At 50.0% G+C, this 13,164-nt stretch carries 13 protein-coding genes; 11 read left to right on the top strand and 2 right to left on the bottom strand.

The window, feature by feature from the left end; translation table 11 throughout:
* Nucleotides 1–214 precede the first annotated feature (214 nt).
* Nucleotides 215–742, top strand: a complete 528-nt coding sequence (locus RRF56_RS06015; protein WP_317036730.1) for a hypothetical protein — start codon at nucleotides 215–217, stop codon at nucleotides 740–742.
* A 29-nt stretch (nucleotides 743–771) separates the two neighbouring features.
* On the top strand, nucleotides 772–2,850 hold the full coding sequence (locus RRF56_RS06010) for a hypothetical protein (RefSeq protein ID WP_317036729.1): 2,079 nt from the start codon (nucleotides 772–774) through the stop codon (nucleotides 2,848–2,850).
* 61 nt (nucleotides 2,851–2,911) lie between these two features.
* On the opposite strand, the gene RRF56_RS06005 is transcribed toward RRF56_RS06010, so the two are convergent.
* A complete protein-coding gene (locus RRF56_RS06005; RefSeq protein ID WP_317036728.1) occupies nucleotides 2,912–3,226 on the bottom strand; it encodes a hypothetical protein in 315 nt (104 codons plus the stop codon).
* 143 nt (nucleotides 3,227–3,369) lie between these two features.
* Between RRF56_RS06005 and ligA the strand changes: the two genes are divergently transcribed.
* The 7 genes from ligA to RRF56_RS05970 all read left to right on the top strand — a co-directional run bounded on the left by ligA (nucleotide 3,370) and on the right by RRF56_RS05970 (nucleotide 12,066).
* Nucleotides 3,370–5,424, top strand: a complete 2,055-nt coding sequence (gene ligA, locus RRF56_RS06000) for an NAD-dependent DNA ligase LigA (protein ID WP_317036727.1) — start codon at nucleotides 3,370–3,372, stop codon at nucleotides 5,422–5,424.
* 472 nt (nucleotides 5,425–5,896) lie between these two features.
* Nucleotides 5,897–7,159, top strand: a complete 1,263-nt coding sequence (locus RRF56_RS05995; protein WP_317036726.1) for an EAL domain-containing protein — start codon at nucleotides 5,897–5,899, stop codon at nucleotides 7,157–7,159.
* Between the two features lie 140 nt (nucleotides 7,160–7,299).
* Nucleotides 7,300–9,207 (top strand): glutamine--fructose-6-phosphate transaminase (isomerizing), encoded by a 1,908-nt coding sequence (gene glmS / locus RRF56_RS05990; protein WP_317036725.1) that lies wholly within the window; start codon nucleotides 7,300–7,302, stop codon nucleotides 9,205–9,207.
* A gap of 72 nt (nucleotides 9,208–9,279) precedes the next feature.
* A complete protein-coding gene (locus RRF56_RS05985) occupies nucleotides 9,280–9,945 on the top strand; it encodes a Uma2 family endonuclease (protein WP_317036724.1) in 666 nt (221 codons plus the stop codon).
* A 97-nt stretch (nucleotides 9,946–10,042) separates the two neighbouring features.
* Entirely contained in the window at nucleotides 10,043–10,492 is a 450-nt protein-coding gene (locus tag RRF56_RS05980) for a DNA phosphorothioation-associated protein 4 (RefSeq protein WP_317036723.1), read from the top strand.
* A 23-nt stretch (nucleotides 10,493–10,515) separates the two neighbouring features.
* Complete coding sequence (locus RRF56_RS05975; RefSeq protein ID WP_317036722.1) at nucleotides 10,516–11,076, top strand: hypothetical protein; 561 nt, start codon at nucleotides 10,516–10,518, stop codon at nucleotides 11,074–11,076.
* Between the two features lie 15 nt (nucleotides 11,077–11,091).
* A complete protein-coding gene (locus RRF56_RS05970) occupies nucleotides 11,092–12,066 on the top strand; it encodes an HNH endonuclease (RefSeq protein ID WP_317036721.1) in 975 nt (324 codons plus the stop codon).
* Here the strand turns inward: RRF56_RS05970 and RRF56_RS05965 are convergent.
* On the bottom strand, nucleotides 12,063–12,290 hold the full coding sequence (locus RRF56_RS05965) for a transcriptional regulator (RefSeq protein WP_317036720.1): 228 nt from the start codon (nucleotides 12,288–12,290) through the stop codon (nucleotides 12,063–12,065). The genes RRF56_RS05970 and RRF56_RS05965 overlap by 4 nt on opposite strands.
* 92 nt (nucleotides 12,291–12,382) lie before the next feature.
* Between RRF56_RS05965 and RRF56_RS05960 the strand changes: the two genes are divergently transcribed.
* Together RRF56_RS05960 and RRF56_RS05955 are read left to right on the top strand one after the other, a co-directional pair.
* Nucleotides 12,383–12,706 carry a hypothetical protein gene (locus RRF56_RS05960; RefSeq protein WP_317036719.1) on the top strand — a complete coding sequence of 108 codons (324 nt, stop codon included), beginning with the start codon at nucleotides 12,383–12,385 and terminating at the stop codon, nucleotides 12,704–12,706.
* A gap of 122 nt (nucleotides 12,707–12,828) precedes the next feature.
* Nucleotides 12,829–13,083 (top strand): hypothetical protein, encoded by a 255-nt coding sequence (locus RRF56_RS05955; RefSeq protein WP_317036718.1) that lies wholly within the window; start codon nucleotides 12,829–12,831, stop codon nucleotides 13,081–13,083.
* Nucleotides 13,084–13,164 lie beyond the last annotated feature (81 nt).

Raw genomic sequence — 13,164 nt, 5'->3', positions numbered from 1 at the left:
CAATAAGCATAGGGAAGCGGAAAACAAACTCAGACATTATCTTGGCTCCCAAGTTTCTACGGCTGTCAATATTAGCTGGGCCAACCCTATAGAGATATCTATAGTATCCTTAAATAGTTACTGCAAATATTTACCTTTTCTTTACGAGGCAATGTATAAGTTATAACTTATACTACTAAATATATATTGCTCGATATAGGTTGAGAAAAATAAGTTGATAGACAAAAATCGTATCCAGGTGATCGAGGAACATCTCGCTCTTCTACGCGAACAGTTATATGGCTTAGAACAAGCAAAGATATTAGCGTCAGCAGATGAAAAAGTGAGGCTTGAACAACGTATAAGAATACAATGCAAGCCAGAGATCAGAAAGTATGAAATAGAATACTGGGAGACTCTAGCAAATCAGAGTAGATTTCTTCAGATACCTGAGACAGAAGCAGACATCGCTGTTAAAGAAATAACTCAGCAGGTCAGTCTAATAGAGAACTCTAACGATATACTTCCTGGAGAGAAACTTGCCGACGCAATAGGAATTCTTGTTGAAATTAGGGATAAGCTTAATCATTCTAATGATTCAGCAGCCTTAAAGCTTAAAGGCGTTATCTCTTCTTTTCCTCCATTTGTTGGCATTGCTTGTGAAGCAGAGCTTGACACAGAAAAATTTTTAGTAAAGTATTTTCCTACTTTTATTGGTTGTATTGAGAAAGCTAAAAAAAAATTACTTCCTCAACAGATCTAAATCATCAGAGTACTGCAGGAGTTTTGAATATGGAAGTTCAAAAGAAGCTTTTGCAATCTCTTAGAGATACTGGAATAAAGTTTCCCCACAGAAGCCGCGAGGAAGTGTCATTAGATGATTTCTTTGTTTTCCCTGACCTAAAGGTCATTAGTGAATCCACTGAATCTGTTCAACCTGACGTTAAAGGGGAGAGAATCCTAGGTCACGACAGTAGAATAGTTATTTTCGGAGATGAGCAATCTGGAAAGACAACATTTGCGAGAAAACTGTTTCTAGATGCGTATGAATCCAACTTGTTGCCAATAATTATAGAAGGCTCATTAATCAAGGGTTCTAATGCAGAAGATATGGTTAGAAGCGTAGTTTTAGATACGTATCCGAACTTGAGTTATGAGGATTATCTATCAAGCGAAGGTAGGATCTGTATTATAGATGACATCTCATCTAGCAAGCTTCGAAAGACGGCTAAAAATAAATTTATATCTATTATTAATTCTATTTTTCCAAGTAGTATCTTCTTTGCAGAAGATGCTTTTCAGTTTGCAGCTCTAGATTTGTCGAGCCTCGATGAATATAAAAAGTTTCAAATCCTTCCATTTGGAAATGTTCGTCGCGGGGCTCTTGTCGAAAAGTGGGTTGAGTTAGAACTAACAGAAGAAGCCGAAGACAGACATTTTTGGGCAAGAGTGGATGAACTGAGACTTCATGTTGATTCACTTGTTCATAAGAATATAGTGCCTGCAAAACCATTCTATATTTTAATGCTTTTGCAATCTTTTGAATTGGTAACAGTGCAAAGACTTGAGCTAACATCTTACGGGCATTGTTATCAATACTTAATTTACCAAGCATTAGAGCGTGTACACGTAAGGCCAATTGATTTTGATGCTTACCTAAATATATTATCAGAACTTGGTGGTAGACTTCTGAAATCTCCTTCAACTAGTCTTACCTTTGATGAACTCGGTTTGTTTTTTGAAAGCTATTCCAAGGATTTTTTGCCTGTTGATCAGAAAAAGATAGTTGATGACTTAATTAACTCAAGTATTCTTAGAAAAACTGATAAGGGAATTAAGTTTCGCTATCGCTACTTATTTTACTTTTTTGCGGCAAAGAATTTGGCTGACTCTCTTAGCAAAGGAGACAAAGCAAAAGACGAAATAAGACGTTTGATTGATACTATACATCTCGAAAAGTCATCCAATGTAGTCTTATTTTTGACACATCACTCCAAAGATCCGTGGATTTTGGATGAAATATTGTACTCAATTATGGATATTTTTTCAGACGAAGAGCCTGCTACATTGGAATCAAAATCCCTATCTTTTCTTCGTGAATTTATAAATGAGATACCTGAAATTATTTTGGAAAGTCGGGATTCGAGAGAAGAGCGGTTAAGAATAGACGAACAAAAAGATTTGGTCGAGCAGAGAGATGGTGAAGAACTGATTCATTCTGAGGATGAAGATCTCTCGGATTTCATAAATAAAGTTAACAAAGCTTTTCGGGCAACCGAAGTCTGTGGCCAAATGCTTCGAAATAGAATTGGCTCTTTAGAGCGAAAATCATTAGAGTCTATATATGAAGAATCGCTCCTAGTCTCATTGCGATTTCTGAATCTTCTGCTCAAATCTTCGGAATACATGCAAGAAGAAGCAATAAGAAAAATACAAAGAACTTTGGATCAATCTCCAGATATTCCAGACAAGGAAATTGCGAAGAAGGCAGAGACTTTTTATGTCACACTTAATTACATGGCTATTTTAGCAATTTTAAATAAGGCGGCTTTCTCCCTAGGTTCCTTTAAAGGTCGTGAAATCTACATAAAAGTTACTGAGGATGGAGATACGCCTGCATTAAAGTTAATACAAGAAATAATTGAATTGCAGTTTGAAAAAAGACTGGATTTCCGAAAAATTCAAAAGATTCATGATGATTTCGCCAAGAACCCAATTTGTGACCGTCTTCTTAAGCATATAGTTTTACGCCATTGTTATATGCACGATATAGGTTATAAAGATCGACAAAAACTAGCTACAACATTAAATATACCTATTCAAGTACAGCGTTCTATTTTAGCTACATCTAAAATTAGGAATGGCGCATAACGGTTTACAAGTGGGCCATGAGCAAAGTTTTGGCAGGTTAGCTCTTTTCAAATCGGGTTGCTTATGATTGTTCCTCTCGATCTTCACGAATCAAATCGGTGCTGTCAGAGAATTCGCCATAAGATTTGAAGAGTTTTGTACGCAAATCATCGATCTGAAGAACAATATCTTGAGATTGGCTAGTTAAATCATGATTTGTTATGACAGCAGTTTCAGCAGTCATGCCTAGCCAACTATTTGCGCAGATAGCTTCGATCGCACCCTCATCCCCCAGCGGCTGAAAAAGGCTGTTGAGGGTTTCCAGTAGAGCAGTTTGCTCCTCCGTAGGCAAGGCCCGAACTACCTCAATAATAGAATTGACCAGCTGAGTATTCATAGCTGCCTCAGATTTCCGTGTCTCTAGTTTACGCAATCAACCTGAGGCGGTGTCATGGAGATATGGCGGTTAAAAGATATGCAGCTGCATCGGAGGCCTAGCGGCGCTACACTAGCCACCGGGCAATTGTAGAGAACCGAGCCATGAACCAGGCCGCAGACGACACCACCGCCGCCAGAGTGCAGTCCCTCAGGGCGCAGCTCCAGGCTGCCAGCTACGCCTACTACGTACTCGATGCCCCCGACCTGCCCGACGAAGTCTACGATCGCCTCTACCGCGAGCTGCAAGACCTCGAAGCCGCTCACCCCGAGCTGATTACCCCTGACAGCCCCACCCAGCGCGTCGGCGAAAAGCCCGCCGCCCAGTTCACCTCCGTTCGCCACAACATCCCCCTCTACAGCCTAGAGAATGCCTTTGACCTAGCCGAATTTCGGGCCTGGGAAGACCGCTGGCGCAGGCAGGCCCCCGAGGTCGGCAAGGTCGAGTACGTCGCCGAACTCAAAATCGACGGCAACGCCCTGGCCCTCACCTACGAAAACGGGGTACTGGTGCGCGGCGTCACCCGAGGCGACGGTGTCTCTGGCGAAGACATCACCCCCAACGTGCGCACCATTCGCTCTATCCCCCTACGGTTGGCTATTGACAACCCGCCCCCGGTGGCTGAAGTGCGCGGCGAAGCTTTTTTGCCGCTGGATGTGTTTGAGCAGATCAATGCTGAACGTGCCGGGCGCGGTGAAGCCCTGTTTGCCAACCCCCGCAACGCCGCTGCCGGTACCCTGCGCCAGCTCGACTCTCGCATTGTTGCCGCCCGCAGGCTCGATTTTTTTGCTTACACGGTTTATTCAAGTGAGTTTGATCTGGCGCAGATGCCCTCTGCGCCAGATCAAATTACAAGCCAATGGCAGGCCCTCGAATTCCTCAAGACCCTCGGTTTTCGCGTTAACCCCAACCGTCAGCTCTGCCAGTCAGAAACCGATGTGCAGACCTACTTCAACGAGTGGGATACTAAGCGCACCCGGCTCCAGTACCTGACTGATGGCGTGGTGGTCAAGCTCAACGACTTTGCCCTTCAGCAGCGGCTGGGTTTCACCCAAAAGTTTCCCCGCTGGGCCGTGGCGCTGAAGTACCCCGCCGAGGAAGTGCCCACTGTGCTTGAAACCGTCAGCTTTCAGGTAGGCCGTACCGGAGCCGTCACCCCCGTGGCCGAGTTGCGCCCGGTACCGCTGGCGGGCACCACCGTCGCCCGTGCCACCCTGCACAACGCCGATCGCTTGGCCGAGCTGGATATTCACCAGGGTGACACCATCATCGTGCGCAAGGCTGGGGAGATCATCCCTGAAGTGGTGCGGGTGTTGAGGGAACTGCGACCTGAGAACGCAATCAAAGTCACCATGCCCACCCACTGCCCCCAGTGCCGCAGCGCCCTGGTCAGACCCGACGATGGCGCAGTCACCCGCTGCATCAATAGCTCCTGTCCGGCGATCGTGCAGGGGGCGATCATTCACTGGGCCAGGCGCGATGCCCTCGACATTGAGGGCCTGGGCGAAAAGTGGGTAAAGCAGCTGGTGGAGCAGGGGCTGGTGCAGTCGGTGGCCGACCTCTATGGGCTGACGGTGGAGAACCTGCTGCCACTCGATCGCATGGGGCAGAAGTCGGCGCAGAATTTGGTGAATGCGATCGCCGCCTCCACTGCCCGCCCCTGGGCCTCGGTGCTCTACGCGCTCGGCATTCGCCACGTGGGTACTGTCAACGCCAAGACCCTAGCCCAGCGCTTTCCTACAGTAGAGGCTCTGGCCGCTGCCAGCCCCGACGAGATTGAATCCGTCCACACGATTGGCCCTGAGATTGCCCAGGCCGTGGCCCAGTGGTTTGCCGTACCCGCCAACCAAACGCTGATCGATCGCCTGCGGCAAGCGGGCCTGCAACTTGCCGCCAGCCCTGCCGACCAGACCCAAGCCGCCGCTGGTCTCCTGGTGGGTAAAACCTTTGTGCTCACCGGTACCTTGCCCACCCTTACTCGCCCTGAGGCCAGTGCCATCATTGAGGCGGCGGGCGGCAAAGTGACTAGCAGCGTCAGCAAAGCCACGGACTATCTGGTCGCTGGCGAAAAAGCGGGATCCAAGCTTGCCAAGGCTGAGGGGCTGGGCATTGCCATTCTCAGCGAGGCCGATCTGCTGGCCCTGGTGGCAGTGGTCTAGGGCAAGAGTCGTGATCTCTATGGCTTCGATTTAGCACCTGGGCTCTGGCCTGTGTTTTTGTAGCGGCATCCCCACCGAGATCCTTTCAGTTTGGAAATCCCCCCCGCAGACTTAGGCTGGTCTATGGCGATTAATTGCCGAGATCTCTTTCTTTCAGCATAAATTTTGCCGTTGTTTCGCCCTCGCAAATGTGCTGATAATGTTATGGAGTTCTAAGATTGGTCAGAGGTACCCTTTAGGGAGATTGGGAAAGCGATTGACGGTTGCTTTTAGTCACCTGCCGATCTCCTTTATCCTGCTTAAAAAGGAGAAAAAGGGCCTATTTTAGAGGATCTAAGGGGAAATTCAGCATAAATTTCATTTTTATTCCCAAAAATAGGATCCTTAAAGTGCCTCTTTAAACTATTTGGCCTATTTTAATCTGAGATCGTCTGTAGTGATTGAAACAGAGTGCTACGGAGAGTGCTACTGAATGGACGAACAATCGATTTTGGATTCGACGAAGCCCTCTGGTAAGCTCTCGCTGATACCCTACATGTTTTTGGCAGCCGCCAATTCAGCAGAGCGGTCGATTGATGAAGTTGTTTTAGATGCTCTGGGTGCCATTCGCCAGTACCTAGGCATGGAGGTGGCCTTTGTCTCTGAGTTTGCGGAGGGCCGACGCTGGTTTCGCTATGTGGATTCGGGGCTGGAGACCTCAATTATCAATGTGGGCGACTCAAACCCGCTGGAGGAGAGCTATTGCCAGCGCGTGGTCGATGGTCGGCTGCCCGAGCTGATTCAAGATGCCACCACCGTTCCAGCGGCGTTAGAGCTGGCGGTCACCACCGATCTGCCGGTAGGGGCTCATCTCAGCGTGCCTATTCGCCTTGACAATGGCCAGGTCTACGGCACCTTCTGCTGCTTTAGTACCCGGCCAGACCTGAGTTTGGGCGATCGCGACCTGGCCATTATGCACCTGTTTGCTGAGTTTGCCTCCCGCCAAATTGCCCGCGACCTCACGGCCAACGTAGACCGGCGAGAAATGATCGAGCGGGTCACGGCCATGCTAGAGGCAGAGTTGTTTTCTGTGGTCTATCAGCCCATCGTTGACCTAGAGAAAAACAGAATCATTGGCTTTGAGGCGCTGACCCGGTTTTGGGATCAGCCCATTCGCAGCCCAGATACCTGGTTTGCCGAGGCCGCTCAGGTCGGCTTTGGCGAACAGATGGAGATCGCGGCGATCGCCAAAGCCCTGGTGGCCCTCGATCGCATCCCCGAAGCGATCTACATTTCACTCAACGTATCGCCTGAAACTATTCTCAATGGTGCGATTCATCGGGCGCTGGAAAATGTGCCGCTCCGTCGGCTGGTGCTCGAAGTGACCGAGCACGTGGCGATTCCTGACTATTCACAGTTTGATGAATGCTTGGCTTCCCTGCGCGATCGCGGCATTCGCCTGGCAGTTGACGATGCTGGGGCAGGCTACGCCAGTTTTCTGCATATTCTTCAGCTCAACCCCGACATCATTAAGCTCGACATTAGCCTGATTCGCCATATCGATACTGACCCTACTCGGCGGGCGCTAACGGCGGCCCTGGTGGGCTTTGCCCGCGAAACCGGCAGCAGTATTGTCGCTGAGGGGGTAGAAACCCAGGCCGAGTTAAACGTCCTGCAACAGCTTCGGGTCAACAAAGCTCAGGGCTATCTGCTGGGCAACCCGCTACCCCTTGACGAAGCCGCTGGGCTGTTTTAGTTGCTCTGGCCCCTCCCGCTTAGGCCGGGTTGAAATCGTCTGGCCAGATCGCAGTCACCGACTCACCGTGTATTCTATAGTGTCAGTCTGATCCGAGACACCCGCCCGTAACCCCAGGCAGTTACCTAAGGAGACAGCGTATGTGTGGCATTGTGGGATATATCGGCACCCGGCCCGCCGCCGACATCTTAATGGATGGCCTGCGTAAGCTCGAATATCGCGGCTATGACTCGGCTGGCCTGGCCACCGTGTACGAAGACGACCTGCACTGTGTGCGGGCCAAGGGCAAACTGCAAAACCTGCAAGACAAGCTCGACGGCCAAGACAACCCCGCCCGTCTGGGCATTGGCCACACCCGCTGGGCCACCCACGGCAAACCCGAAGAGTACAACGCCCACCCCCACCGCGATGCCACCGGTCGCCTGGCCGTGGTGCAAAACGGCATCATCGAGAACTACCGCGAGCTGCGCGAAACCCTCAAAGCCCAGGGCGTACAGTTTGCCTCCGACACCGACACCGAAGTGGTGCCCCACTTAATTGCTGTCTACCTGGGGCAGGTGAGTGAAGCGACTGCCCAGGGGCGATCGCGCCTGCTAGAGGCCACCCGTCTGGCCGCCCAAGACCTGCAAGGGGCCTTTGCCCTCGCCATTGTCTCCGCCGATTTTCCTGACGAGTTGGTGGTGGTGCGCCAGCAGGCCCCGCTGGTGATTGGTTTTGGCCAGGGCGAGTTTTTCTGCGCCAGCGACACTCCGGCGATCGTGCCCTACACCCGCGCCGTGCTGCCGATGGAAAATGGCGAACTGGCCAGCCTGACGCCCCTGGGGGTAGAGGTGTACAACTTTGCGGGCGATCGCCAGCGCAAGCACCCGATCACCCTCAACTGGAACCCGATCATGGTGGAGAAGCAGGGGTTCAAGCACTTCATGCTCAAGGAGATCTACGAGCAGCCCGGTGTGGTGCGTACCGCCCTCGAAACCTACATCAACAGCGCCTGGACGACGGACAGCACCAGCACTCCCCTCTCCCCCATGAGCCTGGGCCTGCCCGACGAGTTGCTCACTGGCCTAGAGCACCTGCAAATTGTCGCCTGCGGCACTAGCTGGCACGCCGCCCTGGTGGGCAAATACCTGATCGAAGAGTTGGCCAACCTGCCGGTGATGGTGCAGTACGCCTCCGAGTTTCGCTACTCGCCCACGCCGCTGATTCCTCACACCCTGACTGTAGGCGTTACCCAGTCGGGCGAAACCGCCGACACCCTGGCCGCTTTGGAGATGGAGCAGACCCGACGGGCGGCCCACCCCGACCCCCGCTTTGCTCCCCGCATGCTAGGCATCACCAACCGGCCCGAAAGCTCACTGTCGCGGCTAGTGCCCCACATCATCGACACCCACGCGGGCATTGAGATCGGCGTGGCGGCGACCAAGACCTTCACCGCCCAGGTGATGGCCTTTTACTTCTTGGCGATCGATCTGGCCTATCGTCGCCAGACCCTAACGGGCGATCGCATTGAGGCGATCCTCAACGGGCTGCACCAGTTGCCCGCTTACATCGAGCAGGTGCTCGAAAGCCAGGAGCGCTACATCGAAGAACTCGCCCACGAGTTTAATGAAACCCAGGACTTTATCTTTTTGGGCCGGGGCATCAACTTCCCCATTGCCCTCGAAGGGGCGCTAAAGCTCAAGGAGATCAGCTACATTCACGCTGAGGGTTACCCCGCTGGCGAAATGAAGCACGGGCCGATCGCCTTGCTCGATGCCAAGGTGCCGGTGGTGGCGATCGCCATGCCCGGCAGCGTCTACGACAAGGTGCTCTCTAATGCCCAGGAGGCCAAGGCCCGTGACGCCCAGCTGATCGGCGTGGTACCGATGAACGATGCCGATGCTGCCGACACCTTCGATCGGCTGCTGCCGGTGCCCGTCGTGGACGAGCTGCTGTCGCCGATTGTGGCGGTGATACCGCTGCAACTGCTGGCCTACCACATCGCGGCGCGGCGCGGTCTAGACGTTGACCAGCCCCGCAACCTGGCCAAGAGTGTGACAGTAGAATAGGAGCATCGCCCTGAGTTTAGATCCCAGGGTTCTCAAAGAACCCTGGGATCTGCTTTTGCAGAGAATACTGTTATGGTCAGCACGACCCCGACATCCCAGCCCATCGCCACTGATCAATGGGTATCGATCCAGTGGGCCGAGTATCTTCATATCCTTGAAGATCCAGCACTAGAAGAGGCTCGTTGCTATTTTGATTCAGGCTATATGAGGCTAGAAATGGCACCATTGGGGCCGCTGCACGGGAGAGAAAATTCGATTATTTCTACCCTGGTGGTGCTATTTGCCACCCTCAGAGGCTTGCGTATGGTGGAGCTGACCAACACCACCATACGCAAAACAGGTTTGCAAGATGCCCAGCCCGATATTGCTTTTTATGTGGGCCAGGGGTTTGACCTGCCGCCGCGCGACAATCGACCGATTGATGTATTGACACACGGTGCGCCTCAGCTGGTGATAGAAATTGCCTCGACCACGCTAAATGACGACTTGGGCAAAAAGCGGCTGCTGTATGAGCGGCTGGGCAGCGCCGAATATTGGGTGGTGGATGTGCAGGCGGCCCAGGTGATTGCCTTTGAGATTGCTGAGCGCCGCAGTGGGCAAGTCGATGAGTCTCGGGTGTTGCCGGGGTTGGCGATGACGACGCTGGAGATGGCGCTGGAGCGATCTCAGCGTGAGGATGATGCAACCATCACTCGCTGGCTGCTGGAGCTGTTTAGCCAAAACACCCAGGAAGGCTAAATGGTCTTAACGTTAATGATGGCTAATTTGTAAAGGGCAGCGTGGAATTGGTGCTGTTCCGTTGCTTGCTTAGACTCTACTCTTTACTTCTAAAAAAATGGCAGATATACGAATTAAGGTTGCGAAGGATAAGTCGAAGCTAGTGAAGGCGCTCAGGGCAGGGGAGGGATCGACTGGGCCTTTTCAGACTTATGCAGACGTAGTAACATTTGCAGCAGCTTTTGGATTTAGCAAGAAAAATCGTGTGCCATTTGAGCAAGCGTCAAAGCGTGATCCAGACCCAATACCAGGTGATCAATTTAAGAATCGCGGCCTTATAGATCTAATTGCTATTACTGAAACTCAAAACCCGAATATTTTGAGTAGTAGTGATGAGCAAGTTCAGGAAAAGGCTCGTATCTTTGAGGAATATGCTAATGGCGGCTTTGAGCTTTTGGAAGACAAATTTGGCGGCGTTGGCGACATCTCGAAACAAATATTTCTATTCATAAAGTCATTAGATAGAACCTTTGATCTAGAGGACATGGATGTTCTATCATTCCTTTAGTTCCCTCAGCATCATTTTTGCCCTTGCCTCCTGAAAAGCTTAAGGCTCTCTACTACTATTCTCGGAAGTTTCAGACGATACGGGTAGATCGTGTGCATGGGGTTGCGCCACATAAACCCATTTTGCTGCTTGCTATTATTGAAATGATTGGCAACCAAGAGATCAATGAAAATGAGATTTACCTTACGCAGTTCCTAAACCAGAGATTCTTAAAGTATTGGAGTTATCTAGGTTCAGAGTCTCACAATCCTGATATATCTCGCCCATACTTTCATATGAGAAGTGGGAAGTTCTGGCATCTAATGCCAAATTCAGGACATGAAAAAGTAGTTTCTTCAAAGGTGAAACTGAGGACACTCTCTGAAGTAAAACGAGCAGTAAATTTTGCGTACCTTGACGAGAATCTATTCGATTTCTTGTGTACTAAAGAAACGAGAAAAAGTCTGTTGTCTGTCTTAGTTGGCTGGTGGTTCCCTGGTAGACTAGATGAAATCGAGGCAATCTCAAAGACTCAAGAATTTAGGAAGCCTATGATTGCTCTAGAGAAAATCAAAGCTTCACTGCAACTCAAAGGCATTATCTAGGAGATTTCATGGCTAGTGGCTAAAGACCTGAATTACTATATTCGCCGAATTAAATCCTTGAGGGTAAACGCCAGTAAGGGGTTGACTCCTTATCAACCCTTGCTTCTTTTGACTGTTTTTGAGCTAATAGAAAGAAATTATATTCAGGAAAATAGAATTTATCTAACGCCATCCTTAATATCAATATTTGTAAAATACAGAAGTCAGTTAAGCCCTTCGCATTATCAAGCAGATCTGGCACAGCCATTCTTTTTCATGAGTCGCTCAAGCGATCCTTTTTGGCATTTATTCCCTAAATCAGGAAGAGAAGTTGTTCTTGAGTCTGGTAGTAGGCTTAACCGAATCAACCTGCTTCGAGAAAATGTTGAATATGCTTATCTTGATGAAGAATTATTCAACTATCTTCAATCATCTATCTCTAGAAATGCATTGATTTCAGCTTTGGTAGATGCCTGGTTTTCTAGCCAACTCTCTAAGGTCGAAAAATTGATGGGTGTCAACCCGTTTAAGAATTTCACATACTCGGGCTTGGAAAAGAATTACGAACTACCCCTAGTAAGCGATTTAGATATAGCTAAGTCAGATGTAATTTTCGAGGCTGTTCGCGACACAACTTTTAGAAGAAATGTAGTCAATCTATACAACTATAGATGTTCATTTTGTCAGCTAAGAATTGTTGCTGGCGATGAAAGTAATATTGTAGGCGGTGCACACATTAAGCCATTTGCAAAATTCAAAGATGACAACTATTCAAATGGAATTTCACTATGTAAAAACCATCATTGGGCATTTGATCATGGTTGGTTCGGCATTGATAGTGATTACCGAATTTTAATCAAGCAAGGGTGGCTTGACGAAGATGCACCCTCCGACTTGCGCTTCATTCAGGAATATCATAATCAGGAGATACTTTTGCCCCACGATGAGGAATTCTTTCCTGATTTGAATGCTTTAGCTTGGCATAGAACTGAATGGAAGATAGCTAGCTAGTATTCATTCTCTATGTATAACTCTCCAAACTTTTTCGCCGCATCAGGATTAAGTGCTTTCAGGGCTCTGACGATTTCCAAAACTGTTTCAGCCGTTGGATCGCGCTTTTCGTTGACCCATCGATAGACGTTGTTGCGTTCCACATCCATAGCCACCGCCAGCGCAAACTGGCTGATGCTGTAATCCTCTAAAACCTGCTTGAGCGCTTTGCCTGCTTTTCCCATGCGTTCATGGTTTCAGAGTTTTACCCATCCAGACACATCCTAGTGGTTGACAGTCAACCTTCAGGCAGGGTAAATTACCTCGCAACGTCCTAATGGTTGACAAGATTATGCAAGACCAATCCCCCTCCGCCCGCTACAGTGCCCGCATTCTCAACCCCGAATCTTCCGGGCCGGTTCACCTCGAACTCACCCTCAAGCTCCACAGTTACCCCCACCCCGATCGCGAACCCGTCAAAATCCTCGTCATTGGCAGCAAGCAGTCGGTAAGCTCCATCGTCGTTGCCCTCCACCAGCTCGGCTTTGCCAAAATCTTTGAGTGGACAGACTTTCTCAGCGCCCCTAATGCTGACAGGCCGTTGCAGTTCCAGCCCCATGAGGTGATGAAAGCGTTGGTAAAGTATCTGCCCAGAGAGTAGCAGCAGTAATTTATCACAAAATCACCAGCCAAAAAATCCACGATCCCCGCCCTAACGCCGACACCACCACCCTCGGCCCCGACGAGTGGGCCATTCTCATCACCCTCTGCGACAACGACCCCATGTATCTCGAACTCGTCGCCAAACTCCTCGACACCGAGCGCAAATACCAAACCATGAGCCGCCGCACCGGCATCTACAAAGCCCTACAAGCCTGCTTTGAAACCAGCGCCCTCGCCAAAGTCCCTGCTATCCAGCGAGCCGAAACCATTCGCGACCTCAAAATCGCCGAAGAAACCGGCGATGTCGAGACCTTTCAAACCGCCTGGGCCACTCTCAAATACGGTCAAGTACCCCCTTCAAGCGAAGAAGAGTAGAGGCGGTAAAGGTGGTAAGGGTTCCCCAGGTACAATTGAGTCATTCTTAAAAGGCTGCGGGTCAATCTCTGCAACATATTA

Source organism: Nodosilinea sp. E11, from assembly GCF_032813545.1.
Taxonomy (GTDB): Bacteria; Cyanobacteriota; Cyanobacteriia; order Phormidesmidales; family Phormidesmidaceae; genus Nodosilinea.
The sequence above is the reverse complement of the archived record's forward strand: the minus strand, read 5'-3'. Positions and strand labels throughout refer to the sequence as shown.

Bases quoted from the DNA above. Each gene is read 5' to 3' on its own strand.
- RRF56_RS06010 (WP_317036729.1), top strand. From the start codon at position 772: ATGGAAGTTCAAAAGAAGCTTTTGCAATCTCTTAGAGATACTGGAATA.
- RRF56_RS06005 (WP_317036728.1), bottom strand. From the start codon at position 3,226: ATGAATACTCAGCTGGTCAATTCTATTATTGAGGTAGTTCGGGCCTTG.
- ligA (WP_317036727.1), top strand. From the start codon at position 3,370: ATGAACCAGGCCGCAGACGACACCACCGCCGCCAGAGTGCAGTCCCTC.
- RRF56_RS05995 (WP_317036726.1), top strand. From the start codon at position 5,897: ATGGACGAACAATCGATTTTGGATTCGACGAAGCCCTCTGGTAAGCTC.
- glmS (WP_317036725.1), top strand. From the start codon at position 7,300: ATGTGTGGCATTGTGGGATATATCGGCACCCGGCCCGCCGCCGACATC.
- RRF56_RS05985 (WP_317036724.1), top strand. From the start codon at position 9,280: ATGGTCAGCACGACCCCGACATCCCAGCCCATCGCCACTGATCAATGG.
- RRF56_RS05980 (WP_317036723.1), top strand. From the start codon at position 10,043: ATGGCAGATATACGAATTAAGGTTGCGAAGGATAAGTCGAAGCTAGTG.
- RRF56_RS05965 (WP_317036720.1), bottom strand. From the start codon at position 12,290: ATGGGAAAAGCAGGCAAAGCGCTCAAGCAGGTTTTAGAGGATTACAGC.
- RRF56_RS05960 (WP_317036719.1), top strand. From the start codon at position 12,383: ATGGTTGACAAGATTATGCAAGACCAATCCCCCTCCGCCCGCTACAGT.
- RRF56_RS05955 (WP_317036718.1), top strand. From the start codon at position 12,829: ATGTATCTCGAACTCGTCGCCAAACTCCTCGACACCGAGCGCAAATAC.